Annotated in this window: 17 protein-coding genes and 1 pseudogene; 12 read left to right on the top strand and 6 right to left on the bottom strand. The window is 71.1% G+C overall.

Features of this window, described 5'->3' with window-relative positions; genetic code table 11:
* Positions 1–188: 188 nt before the first annotated feature.
* The 8 genes from ABZO29_RS15845 (at position 189) to ABZO29_RS15810 (ending at position 9,957) form a co-directional block, all read left to right on the top strand.
* Positions 189–2,627, top strand: a complete 2,439-nt coding sequence (locus tag ABZO29_RS15845; protein ID WP_367320833.1) for a SpoIIE family protein phosphatase — start codon at positions 189–191, stop codon at positions 2,625–2,627.
* 2 nt (positions 2,628–2,629) lie between these two features.
* On the top strand, positions 2,630–3,595 hold the full coding sequence (locus ABZO29_RS15840; RefSeq protein WP_367320832.1) for a LacI family DNA-binding transcriptional regulator: 966 nt from the start codon (positions 2,630–2,632) through the stop codon (positions 3,593–3,595).
* A gap of 45 nt (positions 3,596–3,640) precedes the next feature.
* Positions 3,641–4,879 (top strand): sugar ABC transporter substrate-binding protein, encoded by a 1,239-nt coding sequence (locus ABZO29_RS15835; RefSeq protein ID WP_367320831.1) that lies wholly within the window; start codon positions 3,641–3,643, stop codon positions 4,877–4,879.
* Positions 4,876–5,796, top strand: a complete 921-nt coding sequence (locus tag ABZO29_RS15830; protein ID WP_367320830.1) for a carbohydrate ABC transporter permease — start codon at positions 4,876–4,878, stop codon at positions 5,794–5,796. Before ABZO29_RS15835 ends, ABZO29_RS15830 begins: the two co-directional genes overlap by 4 nt.
* A complete protein-coding gene (locus ABZO29_RS15825) occupies positions 5,793–6,620 on the top strand; it encodes a carbohydrate ABC transporter permease (RefSeq protein WP_367320829.1) in 828 nt (275 codons plus the stop codon). Before ABZO29_RS15830 ends, ABZO29_RS15825 begins: the two co-directional genes overlap by 4 nt.
* 39 nt (positions 6,621–6,659) lie before the next feature.
* The gene (locus tag ABZO29_RS15820; protein WP_367320828.1) at positions 6,660–8,993 is read left to right on the top strand and encodes a TIM-barrel domain-containing protein; all 2,334 of its coding nucleotides are present in this window, start codon (positions 6,660–6,662) and stop codon (positions 8,991–8,993) included.
* A gap of 186 nt (positions 8,994–9,179) precedes the next feature.
* The gene (locus tag ABZO29_RS15815) at positions 9,180–9,662 is read left to right on the top strand and encodes a hypothetical protein (protein WP_367320827.1); all 483 of its coding nucleotides are present in this window, start codon (positions 9,180–9,182) and stop codon (positions 9,660–9,662) included.
* Positions 9,663–9,828: 166 nt separating this feature from the next.
* A complete protein-coding gene (locus ABZO29_RS15810) occupies positions 9,829–9,957 on the top strand; it encodes a hypothetical protein (protein ID WP_367320826.1) in 129 nt (42 codons plus the stop codon).
* Positions 9,958–10,878: 921 nt separating this feature from the next.
* Here the strand turns inward: ABZO29_RS15810 and ABZO29_RS15805 are convergent.
* The 3 genes from ABZO29_RS15805 to ABZO29_RS15795 form a co-directional block, all read right to left on the bottom strand.
* The gene (locus tag ABZO29_RS15805) at positions 10,879–12,090 is read right to left on the bottom strand and encodes a serine/threonine-protein kinase (protein ID WP_367320825.1); all 1,212 of its coding nucleotides are present in this window, start codon (positions 12,088–12,090) and stop codon (positions 10,879–10,881) included.
* A gap of 164 nt (positions 12,091–12,254) precedes the next feature.
* Positions 12,255–14,579: an N-acetylmuramoyl-L-alanine amidase gene (locus ABZO29_RS15800; RefSeq protein WP_367320824.1), complete on the bottom strand. Its 2,325-nt coding sequence runs from the start codon at positions 14,577–14,579 to the stop codon at positions 12,255–12,257.
* Positions 14,580–15,144: 565 nt separating this feature from the next.
* Positions 15,145–16,383: a sensor histidine kinase gene (locus ABZO29_RS15795; protein ID WP_367320823.1), complete on the bottom strand. Its 1,239-nt coding sequence runs from the start codon at positions 16,381–16,383 to the stop codon at positions 15,145–15,147.
* 355 nt (positions 16,384–16,738) lie between these two features.
* On the opposite strand from ABZO29_RS15795, the gene ABZO29_RS15790 reads away from it, so the two are divergent.
* Together ABZO29_RS15790 and ABZO29_RS15785 are read left to right on the top strand one after the other, a co-directional pair.
* Positions 16,739–18,841: an MMPL family transporter gene (locus ABZO29_RS15790; RefSeq protein WP_367320822.1), complete on the top strand. Its 2,103-nt coding sequence runs from the start codon at positions 16,739–16,741 to the stop codon at positions 18,839–18,841.
* 48 nt (positions 18,842–18,889) lie between these two features.
* Positions 18,890–19,468 (top strand): DUF6223 family protein, encoded by a 579-nt coding sequence (locus ABZO29_RS15785; protein ID WP_367320821.1) that lies wholly within the window; start codon positions 18,890–18,892, stop codon positions 19,466–19,468.
* On the opposite strand, the gene ABZO29_RS15780 is transcribed toward ABZO29_RS15785, so the two are convergent.
* Positions 19,446–19,841, bottom strand: a complete 396-nt coding sequence (locus tag ABZO29_RS15780; RefSeq protein WP_367320820.1) for a VOC family protein — start codon at positions 19,839–19,841, stop codon at positions 19,446–19,448. The two genes, ABZO29_RS15785 and ABZO29_RS15780, sit on opposite strands and share 23 nt — an antisense overlap.
* Before the next feature lie 298 nt (positions 19,842–20,139).
* On the bottom strand, positions 20,140–20,832 hold the full coding sequence (locus tag ABZO29_RS15775) for a response regulator (protein WP_367320819.1): 693 nt from the start codon (positions 20,830–20,832) through the stop codon (positions 20,140–20,142).
* A 328-nt stretch (positions 20,833–21,160) separates the two neighbouring features.
* Between ABZO29_RS15775 and ABZO29_RS15770 the strand changes: the two genes are divergently transcribed.
* Together ABZO29_RS15770 and ABZO29_RS15765 are read left to right on the top strand one after the other, a co-directional pair.
* Positions 21,161–21,547 (top strand): hypothetical protein, encoded by a 387-nt coding sequence (locus ABZO29_RS15770; protein WP_367320818.1) that lies wholly within the window; start codon positions 21,161–21,163, stop codon positions 21,545–21,547.
* A pseudogene (locus ABZO29_RS15765) lies at positions 21,481–21,807 on the top strand (multicopper oxidase domain-containing protein). Before ABZO29_RS15770 ends, ABZO29_RS15765 begins: the two are co-directional and overlap by 67 nt.
* Before the next feature lie 847 nt (positions 21,808–22,654).
* Here ABZO29_RS15765 and ABZO29_RS15760 read toward each other — a convergent pair.
* Positions 22,655–24,100 (bottom strand): hypothetical protein, encoded by a 1,446-nt coding sequence (locus ABZO29_RS15760; RefSeq protein ID WP_367320817.1) that lies wholly within the window; start codon positions 24,098–24,100, stop codon positions 22,655–22,657.
* Positions 24,101–24,157: the final 57 nt, after the last annotated feature.

Raw genomic sequence — 24,157 nt, 5'->3', positions numbered from 1 at the left:
GTCCGCGGTCAGGTGGTGCCGGATCCGTTCGGCCGGGCCTTCGTCGTGAGCCGTGGCGGGACCTCATTTCCGTCGGGGTCTGAGTCGTTCGTCTCCCCGGTCCACACCCGTGAGTCCGACTTGTCCGATCCCTGCTCGGCGCGCACGCTGGGACTGTGAGTAACCTCACCTGCGTGAATTGAGCAAGAATGGCCACTTTTGATCAGAACAACGGTCACTACAGGTGGTCACCCGATGCCGCGACGGCCACCGTCAGCCTGGAGGGCATCGTCACGGGATGGAGCGAGGGCGCGCGGCGGCTGCTGGGTCACCGGGCCCCGGAGGTCGTGGGGCGTGCCGCGGCCGAACTCCTCGTCGCCAGGGAGACCCCCGAGGCGACCGGAGTCTCCCTGACCGCATCCCAGGAGTGGAGTGGTACGGCTGCCCTGCGGCACCGGGACGGCCACCGCGTCGACGTGACCCTGCACGCCCACCCCTCCCTGGGCGCCGACGGTACGACCCAGGGTTTCGTCGTGTCCGCGACCCTCGGCCCCACCGAGTCCGAACGCGACCGCAGAATGCTGGAGTGGGCGTTCGCCCAGTCCTCGATCGCTCTCACCACCTACACCACGGCCTCGCGCTCCTGGCAGATGAACGCGACCGCGGAGTCCGGCGACCAGGCCCCGCGCTCCCCTTACCCGGCCCTCCTGACCGCACCCCCCGCCGACGAGGGCTTCCTGCGCTGTGTGCGCCGTGTCGCCGAAGAAGGCAGCTCCCTGCAGTACGAGTACGTCACCCCGGCCCCGCCCACCGCCACCGCGCGCCGGCGCGCCTGGGTGATCGAGTTGTGGCCCGTCCGGGATCCCGCCACCGGTGAGGTGGCCGGGGTCGGCACCGCGACGTTCGACAGCAGCGAGGAGCGCTCGGCCCGGCAGCGGCTGGCCCTGCTGAAGGAAGCCGGCGCCCGGATCGGGACCACCCTGAACGTGACCCGCACCGCCGAGGAACTCGCCGATCTGGCCGTCCCCCGCCTCGCCGACTTCGTCAGCGTGGACCTGCTGGACTCCGTACTGCGCGGGGAGGAGCCGATCCCCGGGCCCGTCGACGCCGCCGTGGTGCTGCGCCGGGTCGCGCACCAGTCCGTCTCCGCCACCACCCCCACCGCCCCCACCTCCGGCGTGCCGGAGGCCGCCATCGACCTCGGGGCGGTCGACACCTACCCTCCGTACGCCCCGCCCGCCCGCTCGCTGGCCACCGGCCAGCCCCTGCTCAGCGGCGAGGACGACCCCGACTTCGTCCGATGGGTCACCGAGCACGAGACGAGGAGCGCCCGCGTCCGCGAGTACGGCTTCCACTCGGTCATGGCGACCCCGCTGCGGGCCCGCGGCATCACCCTCGGGGTGGCGGTCTTCGTCCGCGGCGAGGGCTCCGAGCCGTTCGTGCACGACGACCTGCTGCTCGCCGAGGAGCTCGCGGGGCGGGCGGCCGTCGGGGTGGACAACGCGCGCCGTTACACCCGTGAGCGCACCAACGCCCTCACCCTCCAGCGCAGTCTGCTGCCCCGCGATCTCCCCAGGCAGGCGGCCGTGGAGGTCGCGTACCGCTATCTGCCGGCCGGTACGGGCGCCGGGGTGGGCGGCGACTGGTTCGACGTCGTACCCCTGTCCGGCACCCGCGTCGCCCTCGTCGTCGGTGACGTCGTCGGGCACGGCATCCACGCCTCCGCCACCATGGGGCGGCTGCGCACCGCCGTGCGCACCCTCGCCGACGTCGACCTGCCTCCCGACGAACTCCTGACCCACCTCGACGACCTGGTCATCCACCTCACCTCGGACGACGACCGTGCCGACAGCCTCGTCCGGGACGAAACCGGTGAGATCGGCGCGACCTGCCTGTACGCCGTGTACGACCCCGTCTCCCGCATCTGCACCCTCGCCAGCGCCGGCCACCTCCCGCCCGCCCTCCTTCTCCCCGACGGCACGGTCAGCTCGGTCCACCTCAGCCCCGGCCCGCTGCTGGGCGTCGGAGGGCTGCCCTTCGAGTCCACCGAGCTGGAACTCCCCGAGGGCAGCCTGCTGGCCTTCTACACGGACGGCCTGATCGAGGCGCGCGAACGCGACGTCAGCCTCGGCATCGAGCGGCTGTGCGAGGCCCTGGCCTTCCCCGTGCCCTCGCTCGAGGTCACCTGCGACGCCATCCTCAAGGCCCTGCTGCCCGACAGCCCGCCCGACGACGTGGCGCTCCTCCTCGCCCGCACCCGGGCCCTGCACGCCGACCAGGTCGCCGCCTGGGCCTTGCCGGCCGACCCGGCGATCGTGGCCGACGCCCGGGCGCAGGCCAGCCGCCAGCTCGCGGCCTGGGGGCTCGAGGACGCCGCGTTCGTCACCGAGCTGGTGGTGAGCGAGCTGGTCACCAACGCCATCCGCTACGGGGACGTACCGATCGGACTGCGGCTGATCCGGGACCGGACCCTGATCTGCGAGGTGTCCGACGCCAGCAGCACCGCTCCGCACCTGCGCCGGGCCCGCACCTACGACGAGGGCGGGCGGGGGCTGCACATGGTCGCCCAGCTCACCCAGGGCTGGGGCACCCGGCAGACCGCCATGGGCAAGACCATCTGGGCCGAGCAATCCCTCCCGGTCAGCTGACCATGACAGAGCACACGGACGACCCGACAGCGCCGCACCCGGCAGACCCCGACACGGCGGACGCCGACGGGACGCACACGCTCGGGCTGCTCTACCCGCCGGCCGGCCGGGGCCGGGAGTACACCACGATGCAGCTCGCCTTCGTCGGCGGTGTCGCGGAGGCCGCCACCAAATACGGCTACGACCTGCTGCTCTCCCCGGCCGGCACGGACGACGACGACTCGTTCCGGCGGATGGTGGGCGGGCGCCGGGTGGACGGCGTGATCGTCATGGAGGTCTGCCGCGAGGACGAACGTGTCGAGCATCTGGCCGATACCGGCTTCCCCTTCGTCGCCATCGGCCGCAACCCCCGGACGGATGTGACCGGCTGGGTCGATCTGGACTTCGCCGGACTGGCGGCCGGCTGCGTTCAGCACCTCGCCGACCTGGGCCACCGCAGAATCGCCTTCGTCAACCGGTCCGAGCAGCTGTTCGGTAGCGGGTACGGGTTCGCACGCCTCGGGGACGATGGCTACACCGAGGCGATGACGAAACTGGGGCTCACCCCGCACGCGTACCTCTGCGGCGACGACCTCGCCTCCGGCGAGGAGGCCGTGGAGCGCATCCTGAGCGACGACCCGGCGACCACCTCGCTGGTCACCCAGAACGAGGCGGCCCTGGAGGGCGTCTACCGGGGGCTGACGCGGCGCGGCCGCGGCGTGCCGCGCGATTTCTCGGTCGTCGGCGTGGCGGCCAGCCCCTGGGCCGAGCAGGTGAGCCCGCCGCTCACCGCCGCCGAGATTCCGGCCAAGGAGATGAGCCGGGTGGCCGTCGACCTGATGGCGGAGCGACTGCGCTCACCCGGCTCACGCCCCCGGCACGTCCTGCTGAAGCCCCTGATCACCCTGCGCGCCAGCACGGGGCCCTGCCGACCGGTACCCGGTTCGGAACCCGAGCCGGAATTCCCCGATTTCGACATAGATTTCTGATACGTCGGTTTCTGCATCCTCGATCACCGACCCCTGGAGCAGCCCATGTCGTACACCGTCGACCGCCGCGGCTTCCTGCGCACCGCGGGCGCGGGAGCGGCTGCCCTCGGCCTCGGCGGGGCCCTCGCCTCCTGCAGCTCCGAGGAATCGAGCACGGTCACCCTCACCTGGTGGGACTACTTCACCCTGGACAACTTCCAGCCCGGAATGAACCGCCTGATCAAGGACATCGAGCAAGGCGTCCCGGATGTGCGGATCGAGCGGCGGACCTTCCCGTTCGCGGAGCTCGACCGGCAGATCACCCTCGGCGCGATCTCCGGCGACCTGCCGGACATCGCCATCGTCGACAACGTCGCCATGAACACCCTGGCCGGCAGCGACCTGCTGGCCGACCTCACCGACCGGGTCGAGGAGTGGGGCCAGGCCGACCAGTACTACAAGGGTCCCTGGGAGGGCTGCCAGGTCGGCGGGAAGACCCTGGGCATCCCCAACAACAGCAACTGCCTCGCCCTGTACTACAACACGCGGATGCTCGAGTCCGCCGGGGTGAGACCCCCCACCACCTGGGACGAACTGGCCTCCGCGGCCCAGCGGCTGACCAGCGGGGACCGGTTCGGCCTGGCGCTCAGCGCGATCAAGACCGAGGAGGGCGTCTTCCAGTTCCTGCCGTTCCTGTGGCAGGCGGGCGGCGACCTGGACACCTTCGCCACGTACGGCGCGACGGCGCTGTCCTTCCTCGACGACCTGATCGCCAAGGGATCCCTGTCGGAACAGTGCGTCGGCTGGACCCAGCAGGACGTCAACACGCGGTTCCTCAACCAGCGCGCGGCGATGCAGATCAACGGCCCCTGGCAGATCCCCACGCTCAAGTCGGCGGACTTCGACTGGGACGTCGTGGCCCTGCCCCGCGACCGGGCGGCCGCCACCTGTCTGGGCGGCGAGAACTGGGTGGTGACGGCCAAGAGCAAGCACGTGGACAAGGCGTGGGAGGTCCTGGAGTACACCCAGCGCCCGTCGGTCCTGGTGCCGTACCTGGTGTCGTTCGGCGAGCTCCCGTCCCGCAAGGACCTGGCGGACGAGGGTACCTGGGCCTCCGACCCGGCCCTGCGGCTCTTCCTCAGCCAGCTGCCCCTCGCCCGTCCGCGACGGTACGGGCCGCACTACGCCGACATCTCGCAGACCGTCGCGGAGGCGGAACAGGCCGTACTCACCGGTTCCGTGTCCGCCTCCGCGGCCGCGCAGACCGCCGCCGTCAAGATCGACAAGGCGCTGGCCGCTCAATGAGGCCACGCAGCGGCACACAGCCGTCCGCACACCGCCGACGCGCGGGCTACCTGTTCTGCCTGCCGGGGACGGCCTTCCTCGCCCTCTTCCTGGCCTACCCGCTGTTCTACAACGCATGGACGTCCGTCCACGACGTCAAGCTGGGTCAACTGCTCGGCGGGGGAGGGCCGTTCAACGGCCTCGACAACTACCGGGTCGTGGTCGACGACCCCGCCTTCTGGCACTCCGTGCGCCTCTCGCTGGTCTTCACCCTGGGCTCGCTGGCGTTCCAGTTCACCATCGGCTTCGCCCTGGCCCTGCTCTTCGCCCGGCCGTTCCCGCTCAACGGCCTCCTGCGCTCGCTGCTGCTGGTCGCCTGGCTGCTGCCGCCGGTGGTCAGCGGCACCCTCTTCCGCTGGCTGCTCGACGCGGAGTCCGGCGCCTACAACGCCCTGCTGCGTGCGGTGGGCCCGGACAGCCTCTCCCACGACTGGCTCACCGACCCGTCCACCGCCCTCGCCGGTGTGGTCCTCGCCAACATCTGGGTCGGCGTGCCCTTCAACATGCTGCTGCTCCTGGTGGGCCTGCACACCATCGACCCCGAACTCCACGAGGCCGCGGCCATCGACGGCGCGGGCCCCTGGCAGCGCTTCCGCCGGATCACCCTCCCGCTGATGCGGCCGGTGTCGGTGACCGTGCTGCTGCTCGGCCTCATCTACACCTTCAAGGTCTTCGACATCGTCTTCGTGATGACGGGCGGCGGCCCCGTCGACGCCACCCGCGTGCTCTCCCTCTACGTCTACGAGGTCTTCTTCAAGTTCTTCCGGTTCGGGCAGGGCGCCGCCGCCGGCCTGCTGCTGCTCGTCGTACCGCTGCTCACGGGCGTCATCTACGTACGACGGCTGCGCCGTGAGGAAGCGGCAGGAGGTGCCGTGTGAAACCGCCGCGCCACCCCTGGCTGCTCACCGCGACCGCCCTCGTGATCACCGCGGCCTTCCTGCTGCCGGTGTACTGGATGGCCAAGACCAGCCTCACGCCGCCGGACCGGATCCTGGCCCCCACCCCGCAGTGGGTGCCCGCACCGGTCACCGGCGAGAACTACTCGACGGCGCTCGGCTACCAGGGACTCACCAGGGCCCTCGTCAACAGCCTGGTGATCTCCAGCGGCGTGGTGGCACTGACCCTGCTCCTCGGCGTCCCGCTCGCCTACGCGCTCGCCCGGGTGCGCATGCGCGGCTCGGGCGCCATGGTGCTCGCCCTCCTCGTCGCCCAGCTGCCGCCCGCGATCGTCCTCGCCGCGCCGCTGTTCATCCTGGAACGCCGCGCCGGTCTCGACGACACGTACGCCGGCCTGATCGCCGCCGACACGACGCTCACCCTGCCCTTCACGGTGATCGTGCTGCGTCCCGTACTGCTCAGCGTCCCGCCCGAGCTGGAGGAGGCCGCACTGGTCGACGGCTGCGGGCTGCCCGGCGTGCTGCTGCGCGTCGTCCTGCCGCTGATGGTGCCGGGACTGGTCGCGGCGGCCGGACTGTCCTTCCTGCTCGGCTGGGGCGAGTTCCTCTTCGGGCTCACCCTCGCCGAGGGCCCCGACGTCCAGCCCGTCACCGTCCTGCTCAACGCGTTCATCGGGCAGCACGGCACGGCGTGGGGAGCCCTGATGGCCACCGCCACCCTCATCAGCATTCCGGTGGTCTGCGTCTTCGCCCTCTTCCAGCGCTTCATCGTCGGCGGCCTCACCGCCGGCAGCGTCAGGGGCTGACGATGAGCCCGCCCACGCGACCTCACGACCGGGAAAGCCATGTCCTCCCTGCATCCCCGTGACCACACGGCCTACGTCGCCCCGCCCCCGCCCCTGACCCCCGCGGGGCCCACCGCGCTCGACCCGGTCGTCAGCGCCTCCGTCGCCCACGCCGGCACGGACGGCGCCGCCCTGGACGTACGCACCGCGGCCGGACGCACCGGCACGCTCCGCCTGCGCCCCACGACCGGCACGGTCGTCCGCGTCACCCTGCGCATGGACGGCGTACCGACCGCACCCAGGGCAGCCCTCGTCACCGCACCGCCCGGCGGCCGCTGCACCGCCGAGCAGTCGCCCAACACGGTCACCCTCCAGCTCGACGCCCTGCGGGTGGAGGTGCACCTGACGCCGTTCACCATGGAACTGACCGACCGTCACGGCCGGACCCTGCGTCAGGCCACCGACGTACAGGACCCCGACGGCCGCCCGACCGTACTGCCGCTCGGCGTCACCGAACTCACCGACGGCCGCCTCGCCCACCACGACAGCTGGGCCACCCGTCCCGACGAGCACTTCTACGGCCTCGGCGAACGCTTCACCGGCCCGGACCTGCGCGGCGGGCGGGTCGACTGCTGGGTCCAGGACGCCCTCGGCTCCACCGGCACCCGCTCCTACAAAGCCGTGCCCTACCTGATCTCCAGCCGGGGCTACGCCGTCCTCGTGGACACCACGACCGCGGCGTCCTTCGACCTCGCACACAGCAACACCGGCGCCTGGTCGATGACCGTCCCCGACGAGACGCTCGACTACTACCTGATCACCGGCACCCCCGCCGAGTGCCTCGCCGCCTACCGCGACCTCACCGGCCCCGCCCTGCTCCCGCCCAAGTGGGCCTTCGGCCCCTGGATCTCCGGCGGCTTCCGCCACGACACCGCCGACGACGTCCGCGAACGCGCCCGGCAGATCCGTGCCCGCCGCTTCCCCTGCGACGTCCTGCACATCGACACGTACTGGCAGCCGCACGGCTCCTGGTCCGACATGAGCTGGGACACCGAGGCGTTCCCCGACCCGCGGGGGCTGGTCGCGGACCTGGCCGGACAGGGCTTCCACGTCTCCCTGTGGATGAATCCGTACGTCGGTGTCGACAGCCCCTACTACGCGGAGGCGGACCGCAACGGCTGGTTCCTGCGCACCGCCTCAGCGCCCGGCGACACCTGGCTCGGCCAGGTCTGGGGCGGCGCCCATCCCCCCACCGCCGTGCTGGACCTCACCCACCCCGGTGCCGTCGACTGGTTCCGTGGCCGCGTCCGCCAGGCCCTCGCCAGCGGGGCGTCCGTCCTGAAGACCGACTTCGGCGAGGCCGTCCCGGCCGACGCCGTCGCCCACAACGGCATGACCGGAGACCGCCTGCACAACCTCTACCCCCTGCTCTTCAACGACCTCGTCGCCGAGGTCACCCGCGAGGCCACCGCGGGCCACGGCCTCACCTGGGGACGCTCCACCTGGACCGGCGGCCAGCGCCACGGCGCCAAATGGACCGGCGACCCCAACGCGAGCTGGCCGGACCTCGCCGCCACACTCCGCGCCGGCCTCTCCCTCTCCTTCTCCGGCCACCCCTTCTGGAGCCACGACATCGGCGGCTTCCACGGCACACCGGACGCCGAACTCTTCGTGCGCTGGGCCCAGTTCGGCCTGCTGTCGCCGCTCAGCCGCTTCCACGGCATGACCTCCCGGCTGCCCTGGGACTTCGGCGAGGAGGCGTACGCGGCGGTCCTGCACGCGGCCCGCCTGCGGATGAGCCTGCTGCCGTACGTCTATTCGGCGGCCGTCGAGTCCGTCCGCACCGGCGAACCCCTGGCCCGCCCCATCGCCCTGGACCACCCCGACCGCCCGGACGCCCACGCCGCCGACCTCCAGTACCTGCTGGGCCCCGACCTGCTGGTCGCCCCGCTGTACGCCCCGGGCGAAGGACGGCACGTCTGGTTCCCGCCGGGCGAGTGGCTGCCGTACCACGGCGGAGAAGCGGTCACGGGCCCGGCCTGGCACGCCGTCGATCTCCCGCTGCCGACCGCTCCGCTCTGGCTGCGCGCCGGGGCCCTGCTCATCACCACCGCCCCCGCCGACCGTGCCGGCAGCGCCCCCTTCCAGCAGGTGACCGCCGTGTGGGTACGCCCCGAACCCTCGCACACGGCCCGGGCGATCCTCACCGACGAGGACGGCGGCCGAACCCTCGTCACGGCCCACCTCTCCGACGAGGGCCACCTGACCGCCCGCGCCGAGGGCCCCGGCGGCACCCGGCTGGGCATCGCCGTCACGGGTTCCCCGCACGCCGTCCGGACGGCGGAGGTGGACGGGCTGCCGAGCGAGATCGGTGCGTGGCCGGACTTCGACTAGAGGGGCGGTTGTGCGGCCCCAAACAGTGGTGCGGGGGCGCATGTATGCGTGTCCCCCCTGGTCCGGCGCGCCGGCGCTCACCCCATACGGGGAATTGAGCCCGCCCGTATGGCCGCGACCCACGGCACCCGGTGCACTGGGGCCTCCGGCCGTCTTGGACGCCGGTGCACCACAAGGAGGCTTTGATTGGCACTCACTGAGTGGACGAGGTCAATGGAGTGGCTGGCCGCGGCATCGGAGGACCCGCGCGCCTGCAAGGAGGAGTGGCAGAACGGCAACACCGGGGTCACACTCCTGGCCGCGGGACGCTTCTGGGACGTCCTGATCGTGCCGGAGGAGCTGGGACTGCGCGTCGCCGGCCTCCTGGACGAGCTTCCGCTGCTCAACCCCGGCCCCAGCCTGTTCGACGCCCGACGCCGTCGCGTGGGGTTCTTCCTGCCCCCTGAACCGGAAGCCGTCTGGATCGGCACCGGCGTGCGCCATCTCGGCAAGGGCACGTGGATCGCCGCTCCCGCACCGCACTGCCGCTGGGGCGCCCTGCGCTGGCTCTGCCCCCCGGACGGCACCGGCACGCTGACCATGCCCGAGGTCATGGAGGTGGCCCTGCAACGCTGCACCACCGAACTGTCCCGGGTCCACGGGACGCCCGTACGCGCCGCTGGGGGTTGACGGCTCGTCGTCGCCAGGGGGCGGAGCCCCCTGGCGCGGGTCAGCCGAGGCAGAGGACGAGGAGACAGACCTCCGAGGGCGAGGTGGTCGCCGTCGACGTATTCGGCTGCTGCGCTGCCGGTTGCGTACCCCCGTCGCAGCAGGCGCCTGCTGCGACACCGTATCCGTGCGCTCGGGAGGCGTCGCCTCGGCGGACGGGGAGGCGGTGCGAGGCTGCTGGGCCGGCACCGGCGTCGTGGCGGGCCGCGCGGCGGTGTCCGTCCGCGGCGCCGGCGGCGGGGCGGCGGCCCGCTGACGCGGGACGCCGGCCGCGGGGGCCTGCTCGGGAGGAGTGGGCGAGGACCGGCGGGCGTCGGGTGGCGTCGACGCCGGGCTGGTGTACTGCCCCGTCGGCTCCTCCCCGGCGTCGGTCCCCGGGTCCTCGGGCGCTGTGGCCGCCTGTGCCCGGTCGGTGGAGTGCCGGTCCATCGTGGCGACGGTCAGGCCGCCTCCGACGAGCGCGACAGCGGTCGCGACCACGGCCCGGCGCTGGTTCTTCTTCCAGCGGGCCAACTGGCGGCGCCGCGCCGCCCGCCCCTGCGGCGCGGCGGGCGCGCCCTCGAGGTCGGCGGACGGGGCGGGTTGGGGAGTGCCGGGGCCGGTGGACGGCGCGGACCGCAGGGTGCCGTCCTCAGAACCGCCCCCGACCGCACGATCGTTGAAAAGGGTGGGGGCGATGTCGGGCGCGTAGGCACCGCACCCCGGACACACCAGGGCGCCATTGAGGTGCCGTTGGCACGAGGAGCAGTAGTCCATCCGCGGTCTTCCTGAGTCGATCGAGCACGTCGTCGCCCGACAGGCGGGCTGCCGGCAACGCTAACGGGGCATTCGAAAGACTGTGTGCAGCCTGTGTGACACTCCTGCGGCGATTCTCCGGGACCTCGTGTGGACCGGACTTGTCAGCTCTCCACCGCTCTTGTCGGCTCTCCACCGCACTTTCCGCCGCGTGCAGGAGCAGGCCGGCACGGGGGACCCGCCCGCTCCCGCACGCCGGGGCCCGCATGCCTCCCCCAAGAGGGCGGACCCCTGGACCCTTCATGATCGGGTCACTCTCTCCAGCGCACCGCCGGTCGGCGGCGTCACGGGCGGCATCGGATGGTTGCGAGGACAACACCCTTGTGACCGGCGGGACTTACCGCCTTCACGCGTCGGGCACGAACCGTGCACCTTCGAACGTCTAACGGCGTCGCTTCTTGCCGTCGTCCTTGCCGTCGTCCTTGCCCCTTGCCTTGTGGCCGGCGGTCGGTGACGAGGACGGCTCGGACGAGGAGGTGGCCGAAGCGGTACCGGAGCCTGGCGCCGCAGGGTCGGTGGGTGTGGACGGGGAGGTCACAGAGCCCGTCGGAGAAGGGTGAGAGGCGGTGCCTCCGGAGTTCAGCGCGACTCCCACGCCGGCCGCCGCGCCGAACAGGACGACCGCCCCGGCGCCGAGGATCGCCTTCCGGCGCTTCCGGGAGCCGTCCACAGGTTTGACCGGCGGCGGCGCGGCCGCGCCCGTGGCAGCCGGGGGAACGGTCCCGTCCGGCGGGCCCGGGTGGGGCGGGCGTTGACTCGGGACGAGCAGGTCGGTGGTCTGCTCGGCGGTCGGGCGGTGTGCCGGATCCTTGGCCAGGAGCCGCAGAACGCAGTCGGCCAGATGCCGAGGGATGTCCGGCCGCAGCTCGGTGGGAGGCACGGGAGTGGCGCTCACCTGCTGCTGGACCACTTCCAGGGTGGTCCTGCCGAGGAACGGCGGGCGGCCCGTGAGCAGGTGGTAGAGCATGCAGCCGAGCGAGTAGAGGTCGGAGGCGGGCACGGCAGGCTGTCCCAGAGCGCGTTCCGGCGCCAGATAGTCGCCGGTACCCACGATCTTGCCGGTCGCGGAAAGCGTGCTGGTCGTCTCGTCGGCGAAGCGGGCGATCCCGAAGTCGGTGATTTTCACGTCGCGTTCGGCCGTGAGCATCACGTTGGCAGGTTTGATGTCCCGGTGGATCACGCCCGCGTGGTGCGCCGCGGCCAGCCCCTCGGCCACCTGCGCGCCGAGCACGGCCGCGTCGTACGGATCCAGCGTGCCGTGGGCGTGGAGTTCCTGGCGCAGCGTCCAGCCGTCGACCAGTTCCATCACCAGGTAGTGCTGATCGCCGTAGCCCCCGAAGTCGTACACCGCCACCACATGCGGGTGGTTGAGCCGGGCGGCGATGCGGGCCTCCCGGCGGAACCGCTCGGCCCCGTCGCCTTCCGTGGCGCCGGTGCGCAGGAGCTTGACCGCCACCGGGCGGCCGAGCATCTGATCCGTCGCCCGCCAGACCTCGCCCATGGACCCCTGCCCGAGCGGCCCGTCCAGCCGATAGCGCTCCGCCACCAGCACGCGCACTCTCACCTCGTTTCCTGCGGACTGAACGTTGGCCATCCTTTGCGCCATAGGCCACAGCGCAGGGAGCGCTGACGCTGTCACACCGCACACCTGGTCGAGCCTGCTGCCGCGGCGCATGACACGACGTCGGCCTTCACGATCCGGGCGGGATCGTGAAGGCCGACGTCATGCTACGAGAGCAGGGTTGCCCGATCTCGGTGTTACCTGATGTAGACGAGACCGTCCGTGGTGACGGTCGGGCGGCCGCTGGTGCCGACCACGACGATCTTGACGGTGTGCTTGGCGCTGCTGGACCAGGTCTTGGTCCAGATCGCCTGCCGGTACAGGGTGGTGGAGGACTTCAGGTCGACGGTGGTGACCTTGACGCCGTCCACGTAGACGTAGGCCTGGCCGGAGGACGAAGCGCGGGAGACCACCCACGAGGCGGAGCGCCCGGTGAAGGTCCAGGTGAGGCTGGCGCCCTTGGAGCCGCTGGAGTAGGACTTGCCGCCGAGGTAGCTGGTGGAGGAACGGCTGGTCCAGGTACCGGTCCTGGTCGCCGAGGTCTCCTGCAGGATCAGCGGGGTGTAGGAGGCGGAGGACGTGTTGTAGTTGCCGGCGTAGTCGAAGGCCCGCATCGACCAGGTGGCCGCGGTGCCGGACGCGGCGGTGCGGCTGGAGCTCGTGACCGTCGGGCCGAAGGTGGCCGTGGTCGGGGTCAGCAGCTTCACGGAGCTCAGCGCGGCGTTGTCGGTCGCCTTCCAGCCGAGGGTGACCGGGACGGCGGTGGTGTTGACGGTGCCGGTGCGCAGGGACAGCTTCGGGGTGGTGGTGAAGGTCGGCGCGGTCGTCTCCGCCACGAAGTTCAGCGCGGAGGTCGTCGCGGTCTTGCCCGACTGGTGCACGGCCCGCACGGCGACCGTGTGGCTGCCCGCGGCCAGTGTGGTGGCGACGGAGGTGGCCGTACCGGAGGCGGTGGCCACGACCTTGCCGTCGACCAGCAGCTGGTAGCTCTTGATGAGCGAGGCCGGCGTGGTGGCCGACCACTTCACCGTGATCGCGCCCTTGGTGTAGTACGTCGAGCCCGACAGGCCCGCGCCGGCGACCGAGGTGACCTTCAGGCCCTGCACCGGGCCGGACGCCCAGGCACGGATGGTCGGCAGCTGGGCGTAGAGGGAGCTTCCGGGGCACTGGCTGTTGTAGCCGTCGCGGTGGCCGGAGATCCGTTTGAAGGTGTAGAGGCTGCCCGCCGTGAAGCTGGTGCCGGTGTAGTTCGTCTGGGTCGCGCCCGCCTTGAGCTGCACTGTGGTGGCGGGGTCGGCGTTGTACTGGCCGAGCTTCCAGGCAGCGATGCGGGCGACCGAGGCCAGGGCCGCGTTGGAGGCACCGGTGGAGACATAGTTGCCGATCACCGCGATGCCCGCGGACTCACGGTTCCAGCCGTAGGTGTGCGCGCCGAGCACCGGTTTGTCGACGCCGCCCTTGCGGCCCTCGAAGATCGTGCCGCACTTGTCGACCAGGAAGTTGTAGCCGATGTCGTTCCAGCCGTTGCCGTTGGGCTTGGGGGCGGTGTGGTACGCGTAGATGGCCCGCACGATCGACGCCGACTGGGAGCAGTCGTAGTCCGTCCCGTCCGTGTGATGGACGAACACGGCCTTCACATCGGCGTTGTACTCCGACGGGTCGGGGCTGAGCGACTCGTCGGCGCCCCACCCGGCACGCGAGACGATCGGCGGCTCGGGCACGGTGGACGGCGGTGCGGAGGGCGTGGAGGCCGACGGGCTCGGGGACGTGCTCGTGCTCGTCGAGGGGGACGCGGTTCCCGTGGCGGTCGCGGTTGCGGTGGCCGCGGGCGTCGTGTCGGTCGGGGACGGGGAGGCGCTGGTCTGCGCGTCCGTCGGTGTGGCGGTGACGCTGTCTGTCGGTGAGGCGGAGTCGGTGGCCGTGGCGGTGTCGGTGGCCGTGGCGCTGGGAGTCTCCTCGACGTACGCGGCGGGCTCGGTGCCGCCGGCCTTGGCCTCGGCGTCCGTCACCACACCCGGGTCTACCAGGTTGACCGTCAGTCCCTTGGGCAAGGCGCCGGTGCTGCCGTCCTTGCGGAGGACCTGCACCTGGACGCCGTCGGAGGAGCCGACCCAGAGCGGCTCGGTCGCGCCCCGCACATCCGGGCCGGGGTTCTCCAGCGGGTCCACGTTGGTTTCCAGGTCCTGCCAGCCGCTCCACTCGCCGGTCTCACGGCTGCGGGTGCGCACCTGCACTGTGCCGTCGAACCGCTTGTTGGCACCCGCCCACGTGACGCCGAGCAACGAGAACTGCTTGGTCTCCGTGCGGGCCAGCTCCCGTCTGTCGCCGGACGTGCCCTTCAGCGCGAGGTCGTAGACCTTGACGGGCCGCTTGGCCTGGCCGACCGAGCCGGAATCCCCGGAGGGGCTGGCTACGGCGTACGTCACCACCCCTCCGCCTCCCAGCACCACCGCACCGAGCGTCAGCCACGCCCGTCGTTTCAGGCTCAGCGGTCTGTACGCATGCGACGTACGACGACTCACGACGTATCCACCCCACAGAAGGCCGGGATCCCCGGCAGAAGTCACGTTTGGGCACACCCGTCACAGGGGTGGCCCACTTCGAGCAGCGCTGCCCGGCCGGCGAACATCACGGGAAAATGGGGGGTGGTGACGTAGATCACTGGACCTTGTCGGACGTGGGCTGATATTGCGGACGCAAAGGACAGGGTGCGGCGGCTCGGCCGTCGGACGGCGACGCCGCAACCAACCGTGTATGGCGCCGTGATTGTTCGTGAAAGGGCTTTCGGCGTCGTCCCCACGGGTGTGGGTCAGCAACGGGCGACTTTGCGTCAGAGCCCTGCCGCGGCACGGCGGCGGCAGCGTCGTGGCGGTCCCGGCGGGGGCTCGGCGACGTCGCCAAGGCCCGGCGCAACGCCTGCTGGGACACGAGACGGTGGCCCGGATCGTGGAACTCCTCATCCCCGGCGCCCCGGAACGCCTTGCCCCTGACGGGGTCACAGGTCAACTGCCCAGGGCCGGCAGGGAGGTTGGACAGGGCTCACGCCCGCACAGTGAATTGCCTCGAACGGCTGCGGGACGCTCCGTTTCAGAGGCGTGACCCGGTCGGTGCGAGGGGCAGCCGTGCCGTGACCTCGAACCCCCCGCCCGGAGTCGGCTCGGCGTTCAGCTCTCCGCCGAGCAGTTGACAGCGCTCGCGCATGCCCAGGATCCCGCGGCTGGGCTTGTCCGGCGTGCCTGTGCCAGTGCCGTTGCGGGACGGCCGAGTCGCGGGGGCGCCATGCGAACCGGCGCGGCCCTGGTCGGTGACGCGGATCTCCAGATGGTCGATTCCCGGGTTCACCGCGACCGTCACCCTGGTCGGGCCGGTGTGCCGGATGATGTTGGTGATCGACTCCTGAAGAATCCGGTAGGCGGCACTGTCCACCGCGCTCGGCAGCGGCGCCGCGGGCGAGTCCACTTCGAGCGTGACGTCCAGTCCGGCGGCGCGTGCCTCCGCGGTGAGGTCGTCGATCTGTTCCAGGCCGACGTGCGGCACGGGGCCGTCGTCGTCGCCACGGAGGACGCCGAGGATGGCTCGCATCTCCTGCAGCGTCCGGGAACTTGTCTGCTCGATGGTCTGCAACGCTTCGCGGGCCTGTTCCGGTCGCTTGTCGAGCACGTGGGCGGTGACCCCGGACTGCACGTTGATGATCGCTATGGCGTGAGCGACGGTGTCGTGGACCTCGCGCGCAATCCGGAGCCGTTCGGCATCGACCCGCGCGCGGGCTTCTTCCTCGCGGGTACGTTCCGCCAGTTCCGCACGTTCCTGAGCGTCGGCCGCGATGACCCGCCGGGACCGGACGGACTCGCCGAGAGTCGTGCTCATGACCGCCACACCGATGCGGAAGAACACCCAGCCGATGGCTTCGCGTGGCTCCACGTCGGCGGACGCGAACAGCCACCCGGTGGCCAGGACAGCGGTGCCCACGCCGGCGATCGCCAATGACCGGCGCCCGTCACCGTAGGCGGCGACGGTGTACAGGGCGATCATGAGTCCGAGCCAGCCGTAGCCGTCCGGGAACTCGAGGGCGTAATACACCAGGCTGGCGACCGCGGCGGTGACGAACACCGCAACGGGCCACACGCGGCGGACGGCCACGACCAGGCCACCCACCACCAGCAGTGTGAAGCCGAGGTGTCCGACGTCGGCGAGCGAACGCTGTTCCGTCCCCCGGGCGGCGGCGAGGGCGACCGTGCCCTGCACCTGCATCACGGTGACGAAGAGCGCGAGCGGCACGTCTTGGGCCAGCACCCGCAGGGAGAACGACCCGGGGCGGAGTCTCATGCCGTGATCCTACTGTCGGGGTCCACGCACAACGCTGCGCTCAGCTGCTCGACCTGCTACGTCGTCAGGCGCGGCGAGCGCACGGCGGGTTACGCCCGATTGCGTAGACGCCACCATCCGTCGGCAGAGGCCGAGGCCGCCCTGCGCAGGGAACGATCTCCGTGGTGACCGATCTCCGTGGTGACCGATCTCCGTGGTGACCGATCTCCGTGGTGACCGATCAACCTCCCCCCTTTCGAGAAGCGAGCCATGTTCGCAAGGCTCGACCACTGAGGAGCAGATGATGACAACCGAGTCTCCACGTACGGACGGAGCTCTGGCGGGACTGGGTCGCTTCTGTTACCGCCGTCGGCGCATGGTCCTCCTGACCTGGATCGTCGGTGTGATCGTCGTGGCGTTCGTCGGCTTCACCTACGGCGCCGCCTCCGACGACGACTTTTCCGGCGGAGACTCCGGATCGGCCAGGGCGCAGGCGCTGATCGAGAAGCACTTTCCCGAACGGTCGGGGGACACGCTGACCCTTGCGATCAAGGCGGACAAGGGAATCGACGACCCTGCCGCCCGGAAGAAGATCGAGAAGGTCGTCACCGATCTCTCCGACTCGTCCATCACCGGACCGGTGGTCTCGCCGTACCAGGACGCGAACCTGGTGACGAAGGATCGTCATATCGCTCGGACGACCATCCCGCTGACCGGCAAGGAGGTGGAGAAGAGCGAGGTCAAGCCCCTGGTGAAGGTGGTCAAAGACGCCTCCGACGACAGCGTCGCCTTCGGGCTCGGCGGGTACATGGCGGAGAAGGCCGAGACCCCCGCGCAGGGGCCTGCCGAAAGTGTGGGCATCCTGGCGGCAGCGGTGATCCTGTTCATCGCCTTCGGGTCGCTGGTGGCGATGGGCCTGCCGATCGTGACCGCCGTGCTGGCACTCGCGGCCGGCCTCGCGCTGATCAAGCTGGTGGGGCACGTGGTCCCCGCGCCGGGCTTCACGGTGATCTTCGGTGCGATGATCGGGCTCGGGGTGGGCATCGACTACGCCCTGTTCATCGTGACCCGCTACAAGGACGGCCTGCGGGACGGCGACGACCCCGAGACCGCAACCGTCACGGCCATCACCACCGCCGGTCGCGCGGTGATGTTCGCCGGCCTGACCGTCGTGATCGCGTTGCTCGGTCTGATCGTCATGGGACAGCGGCTGATGACCGGGGTGGCCGTCGCCACGTCCATCGCCGTGCTGGTGACGATGGTCGCCGCGGTGACCCTGCTGCCGGCGTTCCTGGGGTTCACCGGCCACAAGATCAACTCGCTGCGCCTGCCTCGTCGCGCGTCCCGCCGGGACCGGGCGGCCGAAGCGCGGTTCCAGCGCCGTAGTCCCGCCGAGCGGTGGGCCGGCGTGGTGCAGCGCAGGCCGCTGACCTCCGCGATCCTCGCCGGCGGGTTCCTGCTGGCCCTGGCCGCCCCCATGCTGGACATGCGGCTGAGCCAGCCCGACGCCAGCGTTCAGCCCCGCGACCGGAGCAGCTACATCTCGTACAAGATCCTCTCCGAGGGCTTCGGTCCGGGCTACGGGGCACCCCTGATCTTCGCCGCCCGGGTCGACTCCAAGGACGCCGATCTGAGTCCCGTGGTCGCAGCGGTCGGCAAGACCGAGGGCATCGCCCAGGCCACGCCGCCCCAGGTCAGCAATGACGGGCAGGCCGTCACCTTCACCGCGTTCCCCACGACCGGATACCAGGACGAAGCGACCGCGGACCTGGTGCACAGGCTCCGCGACGACGTGCTGCCCGGGACGCCCGGTGGTGCAGCGGTCCTCATCGGCGGACCGAACGCCACCACCATCGATGTCTCCGAGGACTCCGCCGAGCGTCTGCCGCTGATGATCGGGGTCGTCATCGCGCTGTCCATGGTGCTGATGCTGGCGTTGGTCCGGTCGGTCACGATCGCCCTGCAGGCCGCGGTGATGAACGCGCTCTCGATCGGCGCCGCCTTCGGTGTGGTGGTCGCGATCGTGCAGTGGGGATGGCTCGGCACGGCCTTCGGGTTCCCCACCGAGATGCCGGTCACGAACTGGGTGCCGATGACGATGTTCCCGGTCCTGTTCGGCCTGTCGATGGACTACCAGGTGTTCCTGATCTCGCGGATCCGTGAGGAGTACGAGCGAACCGGCGACACCCGACTGTCCGTCACCCGAGGGCTGGCCCGGACCGCCAGGGTCATCACGGCCGCGGCCGCCATCATGATCGCCGTCTTCATGACCTCCGTGCTCGGGCCCGACGTCGCGGTCAGGCAGGGGGCTGTGGGCATGGCCATCGCCGTGCTCATCGACGCCACCGTCGTGCGGATGGTCCTGATGCCCGCCGTGATGGAACTGTTCGGCAAGGCCAACTGGTGGATGCCCGCACGCCGGGCACCGAAGACGGTCCCCGCGCCCCCGGCCGAGGTCGAGGGAGGGGTCAAGGTCTGACCCGTCTGCGCCTTCCCGTACACGCATCAAGCATGTGAAGGGGGCTCCATGTCCGTCCGGCGCCCGCTCACCGCGGCACCGGCGGCCCTGCTCGGGGCCGCCGGCAGTTGCCGCACCAGCAGCCGCACAGGTCTCGGCCGCCGAGGAGGACAGCGGTGGCTCCGGCCGGGCCGTGCCCGGGGTGGCCCTGCTGCCGCGCCGGCCGGCGTGGTCATCGACGTGCCGACGCTGCGCTCCACCGGTCGCGCCGGTGGTGGGCAGGGGCAGGACGCGGCCTTCGTCGCCGTGGGGCTCGGACTGGTGGGCGCCGTCTTCGGCGTTGTTGCGATGGCCGGTTCCGGCGGGGGTGTCGGTGCCGGTGAAAGGCAGGGTGGGTTCTTCGTCGGCGTGGGGCTCGGACTGGTGGGCGCCGTCTTCGGCGTTGTTGCGATGGCCGGTTCCGGCGGGGGTGTCGGCGCCGGTGATGGGCAGGGTGGGTCCTTCGCCGGCGTGGGGCTCGCGCTGGTCGGCATGGTCATCGGGCGGCCTGGCGTCGGCCCGTTCGCGCCGCACCGCCCGACCGGGCGGGTCCCGGGCTCCGCAGGCGCGTTCCCTCGTCCCGGGCTCAGCGGCCGGCTGCCGGAGTGAACAGCTCGACGAGGTTGCCCGCGGGGTCGGCCAGTAGCAGTTGGCGTCCGCCGGGCCCCGAGACGATGTCGCTGCGGAGCACCACGCCGGCCCGCTGCAGTCGTTCCCGCTCGGCCTCGAGGTCGTCGACGACGAGGTGGATGCGGTTGCGCCCGCTGCCGGCGACGTCCGCGGGAGTGGCGCGCGCACCCGAGCTGGCCGGGCCGGAGAGCAGCAGCCGCAGCGGCCCTCGTACGACATCGGCGAACGCGGGCGGAAACGCGGTGAGCACCGTGAAGCCGAGGTGCGCGGTGTAGAAGTCGATCGCGGCCTGGACGTCGTCGACGATGTAGCGGACGCTCGCCAGGGCGCCCTCGCTCTCGTTCCCGGTCATGCAGGATCTCTCCTCGTGGCGGCGGTCGGCGGCGTGCGTGTGAGGCCGCAACCGCCTTCCGCGGCGCGGACGTCGAGAGGCAGAGCATAGGCCGCGCCCGCCCCGTTCACCGCGTCGCCGTTCCGCAGCGGAAGCCGGCGTGTCCGTGTGACGCGGTCGAGGTCCCTCGCGCATCCGGTGTTCGACCGGGCCGGGCACGGCACGACGCACCACGTAATCCCGTGAATGAGGCATGCGTGGACGGGCGCGACGGAGCGCGTCGTCGGATCAGGGAGGAGCACCACGGCCAAGGGGTCGGCTACGGACTGACGAGCCCCGTCCGATAGGCGATGACGACCAGTTGTGCGCGGTCCCGCGCACCCAGTTTCACCATCGCGTGGCTGACGTGGGTGCGCGCGGTGGCCGGGCTCAGGCACAGCTCAGCGCCGATCTCGTCGTTGCTCAGGCCCTGTCCCACCAGAGCCAGCACTTCACGTTCGCGCTGGGTCAGGACCGCCAGCCGGTCCTCACCGGCCTGCGCGGAGACCCGTTGCGCGGTGAACTGGGCGATCAGACGTCGGGTGATCCGCGGGGCGAGCAACGCGTCTCCGGCGGCGACGACCCGGATGGCATGGAGGAGTTCGGCCGGCCCCGCGTCCTTGAGCATGAAGCCGCTCGCGCCGGCCTGCAGTGCTTCAAAGACGTACGCGTCGGTCTCGTAGGTGGTGAGGATCAGGACCCGGACATGCTGAAGCCCACGCGTCCTGACGATCTGGCTGGTCGCCTGGATCCCGTCGAGCTTCGGCATGCGGATGTCCATGAGCACGACGTCGGGACGGGTCGCACGGGCCCGCTCGACGGCCTCTGCACCGTCGGTGGCCTCCGCCACCACCTCGATGTCGTCCTCGACGTCGATCAGTACCTTGAACCCGGATCGCACGAGACGCTCGTCATCGGCCAGCAGAACCTTGATCGGAGCGTTGCCGAGCGGGGATGCGCCTGCCGCGTTCACAGGTGCGCCGTTCCGGTCGGCGCCGGGGATCGCATGCTTGCCAACGGCGTGGCTCTGCGTTGCATGACCTCGATCCTACTGCCGGGGCGGGAGACGCCGAGTACTCGTCCGTGCGTGATCGTCTACGGCGAAGAGCGCGATCACACGTCAACTCCGTACGCGGATCTGCGTACGGACGACCATCCGCCGTCGGAGGACGTTCCCGGTCGTCGACGCGACGATTCCTTCGTGAACCCGCCGGCACAGACAAGCACGTCCGTGACCACACCAACCCGAGGTCGCGGCCGTCGACGGGCGCGACCTCAACCATCCCGAGCAGGTCCGTGACGTGAGCCTGCGGCTGCCCGCCGGCGGGCGCCACGACCTGGTGTTCGTCATGCCGGACACGACCGTCGCGCTGGTGCTCGACAACGACCGCGACACCGGGGTGTTGCTGCGCCCGGACGGCGACGCCGAAGGCGAGCCACGGATCGAGGACACCTCCGACTGGCCGGACCTCGATCTCCTGAAGTACGGAACGCCGGCGCGTGCCCCGTTCGATCCGGACGCCGCCGACCGGCACTTCACCCTGGTCCTGGACCGCACTGTCGCCATGGTCGACGGACGGCCTGCCTACGCGCAGACGGTCAACGAGCTGGGCACCCGTCGATCCCGGACCTGCTGGTCGCCGAGGGCGATCTCGTCCGGTTCAAGGTCGTCAACCGAAGCCTGGTGACTCACCCCTGGCATCTGCACGGCCATCACGTGCTGATCCTTTCCAGGGACGGGACGTCCTCGTCGGGCAGTCCCCTGTGGGTGGACACCTTCGAGGTACGGGCGGGAGAGGTGTGAGAGGTGGCGTTCCAGGCCGACAACCCCGGGATCTGGATGAATCACTGCCACAACCTGCCCCACGCCGAGCAGGGAATGATGCTGCGCGTCTCCTACGACGGGGTCACCACGCCCTTCGGTGACGCACACGCCGCTCACAGGTAGGGGTCAGCGGCACGTGCTGCCGGGGACGAGGGACTGCTTGCTGGTGTTGGTAAGCACCAACGGGGGGGCGCGTGTGCGGCACGCTGCATCGAAGCAGGGAAGGAAGCTACCCGCTGGGTCCCAGGAGGCTTCATCCTCACCCACGGAGACGGCTTCTACTCCCGGCTGATTCGGTTTGGTCACAAACTGCGCATCCATGGCGAAGACCGCACGTAGACCTACTGGAACCACGCCGCCATGGTTGTTGGAGAACAAGGTGATCTCGTCGAAGCGCTCGGAGACAAGGCGTGGTGCGCACCAACGCCTCTCGCGACCGGGAGCGCGAGTACACAGTCGTACGACTGCGCTCGGCGAACAGCGGGCGGTTGCGCGGGAGCGGATCACCTCGATCGGCATGGACTGCAGCAGCGCGCTGACCGGATCGGCTGGTGGGTGATCACCAGCCGAGCTCGCGGGCCCCATGCGGATGAACGTCTCGGCTTCGGAGGGGCGTCCGGCGAGTTCACCCACGGTGCGGATCTGCTCGGCGGTCGTACCATGCTTCACCAGCTGGATCGCTTCGTGAACCCCGTCTCCTGCCGCGGTCGACCATGGCCAGGAACCACCGCACCGCTTGGACCGGATCCGCGCTGTTCCCGGACCGTCGCGGTACCTGCACCCGGCGGCGTACCTCGAACCCGCGTGGGCGCGCTCGGCGACATGCAGGTCCAGCTCAGGGCTTCGGCATCCTCATCGATGGCGGCAAGCCGGTCGCCGGGCACGGCGGCGGCCTCGGGCACGCCCCCGTCGACCGCTTGGCGCAGCGGGCTCAGGCACGATGTCCGTCACAACGGATCGAGCCTTCCTCCTATCCGCGTCCCAGCGCGCGGCTGGCACCGGAGATCACCGCGGTGGCCAGCACCCATCCCGAGACGATCAAGAACACGGCCACCGCCTTGCCCCAGCCGGCCGGGTCGAAAGCCGACCGATAGCCCAAAGAGACCACCGGGATCAGCAGATCCAGGCAGTACAGCACCGGATCGAACGTGCGCTGGCCCGATCCGCCCACCGGGGCCGGCGGGTGCACGGAGAACCAGCTCGAGCCGGCCGTCACCAGCGCCAGCAGCCACAGCAACGCCCGCCGGGGTGCGTAGCCGTAGCCGAACAGGACGTCCTGCACCGCCCCCCAGATCCGGCCGGTGAGTCTGTCGCTGCGCCGCAGATGCCGTTCACGCGCATGCCGCACTGCTCTGACTGCGCGCTCGTCACCCGCCGCCTGGTAGGAGGCAGCCAGTTGCTCGAAGACGCTCACGCCGGCTTCGCGGTCCAAGGCGAGCCAGGCCAGCCGGTCCTTCAGCGACAGAGGAGTGGTGGACCCCAGACGCTGATAGACGAGGCCTTCGATGTCCAGCCGCCCAGCGGCGGGCCAGGTGGCGGAGTCGTCGACGAGCACTCCCACGCGAGCATCCCGCAGCACGATGCGCCTGGGCGGGGCGGCGCGCAGGTCCAGACGCAGCCGAGGCGTCGTGAGGCGGCTGAGGATCAGCTCCCCGTGCGGTGCGCCCAGGGTGGCGTCGTGAAAGGTCACCACCGATTCGACCGCGGCTCCCCGCAGCAGGACCTGTCCGCGGGAGCAAAAACCCCAGTCGGCGTAGAACCCGCGGCCGCACGAGAGACCGGTGGCGTCGATGCCCCCCACCTGCGCCTCGTTGACGTACACGGCGTGCGCCACCCGGACGTCACGCAGGTATACCGCGCCCGTCGCCGTCAGCCCCCGTCCCTGCAGCGCGCCATCGATGCGCAGGCGAGGAGCGAACAGGGACCACATCCCGCTGGAGTACAGGTGCAGTTCCTCCGCCGTGAGGCTGCCCGCGATCCGGGCGTCTGCCAGGCGCAGCGGCGCCTCGGCGGACGGCTCGGTCACCCGGCGCGGGGCCTGCACGCCGTCGCGTACGACGGCTGCCTCGGTGCCCAGGGCCATCGGTTCACCCGGCGCCGTGCCGATGACGCATCCCGACAGGCGGACGTCCCCGTCAACGGCAAGGCCATCCGCCAGCAGTGCAGGAACACTCGAGCCCCTCAGATCGAGCGAGATGGCTTGCAGGCCGCGCAGATCCAGCGGATCGGAGAACCGGCACCGGACGAACTCCAGGCCGAATTCCAGTTGACGGTGGGAGAGGTCCACCGGCCCAGCCACTCGCGCACCGTGGATGCGGCACGGTCCCGAACTCGCATCGTGGTCGGCCACCGCCTGCTGCAGCACGCGCGCGCTGATGGGCCTGCCCCGTCTCGCAGCACGCTGCAGGCGGCGCATCGCCCCCGTCCTCGTCATTCCCAGCCCCCCGACGTCCACCTTCCGCAGGCATAGCAT

It is taken from the genome of Streptomyces sp. HUAS ZL42 (assembly GCF_040782645.1).
Taxonomy (GTDB): domain Bacteria; phylum Actinomycetota; class Actinomycetes; order Streptomycetales; family Streptomycetaceae; genus Streptomyces.
This window is presented reverse-complemented; position numbering and strand designations above follow the sequence as displayed.

Coding starts and splice junctions, on each gene's coding strand:
- ABZO29_RS15845 (WP_367320833.1), top strand. CDS start 189: ATGGCCACTTTTGATCAGAACAACGGTCACTACAGGTGGTCACCCGAT.
- ABZO29_RS15840 (WP_367320832.1), top strand. CDS start 2,630: ATGACAGAGCACACGGACGACCCGACAGCGCCGCACCCGGCAGACCCC.
- ABZO29_RS15835 (WP_367320831.1), top strand. CDS start 3,641: ATGTCGTACACCGTCGACCGCCGCGGCTTCCTGCGCACCGCGGGCGCG.
- ABZO29_RS15830 (WP_367320830.1), top strand. CDS start 4,876: ATGAGGCCACGCAGCGGCACACAGCCGTCCGCACACCGCCGACGCGCG.
- ABZO29_RS15820 (WP_367320828.1), top strand. CDS start 6,660: ATGTCCTCCCTGCATCCCCGTGACCACACGGCCTACGTCGCCCCGCCC.
- ABZO29_RS15805 (WP_367320825.1), bottom strand. CDS start 12,090: ATGGCCAACGTTCAGTCCGCAGGAAACGAGGTGAGAGTGCGCGTGCTG.
- ABZO29_RS15795 (WP_367320823.1), bottom strand. CDS start 16,383: ATGAGACTCCGCCCCGGGTCGTTCTCCCTGCGGGTGCTGGCCCAAGAC.
- ABZO29_RS15790 (WP_367320822.1), top strand. CDS start 16,739: ATGGTCCTCCTGACCTGGATCGTCGGTGTGATCGTCGTGGCGTTCGTC.
- ABZO29_RS15785 (WP_367320821.1), top strand. CDS start 18,890: ATGTCCGTCCGGCGCCCGCTCACCGCGGCACCGGCGGCCCTGCTCGGG.
- ABZO29_RS15780 (WP_367320820.1), bottom strand. CDS start 19,841: ATGACCGGGAACGAGAGCGAGGGCGCCCTGGCGAGCGTCCGCTACATC.
- ABZO29_RS15760 (WP_367320817.1), bottom strand. CDS start 24,100: ATGCGCCGCCTGCAGCGTGCTGCGAGACGGGGCAGGCCCATCAGCGCG.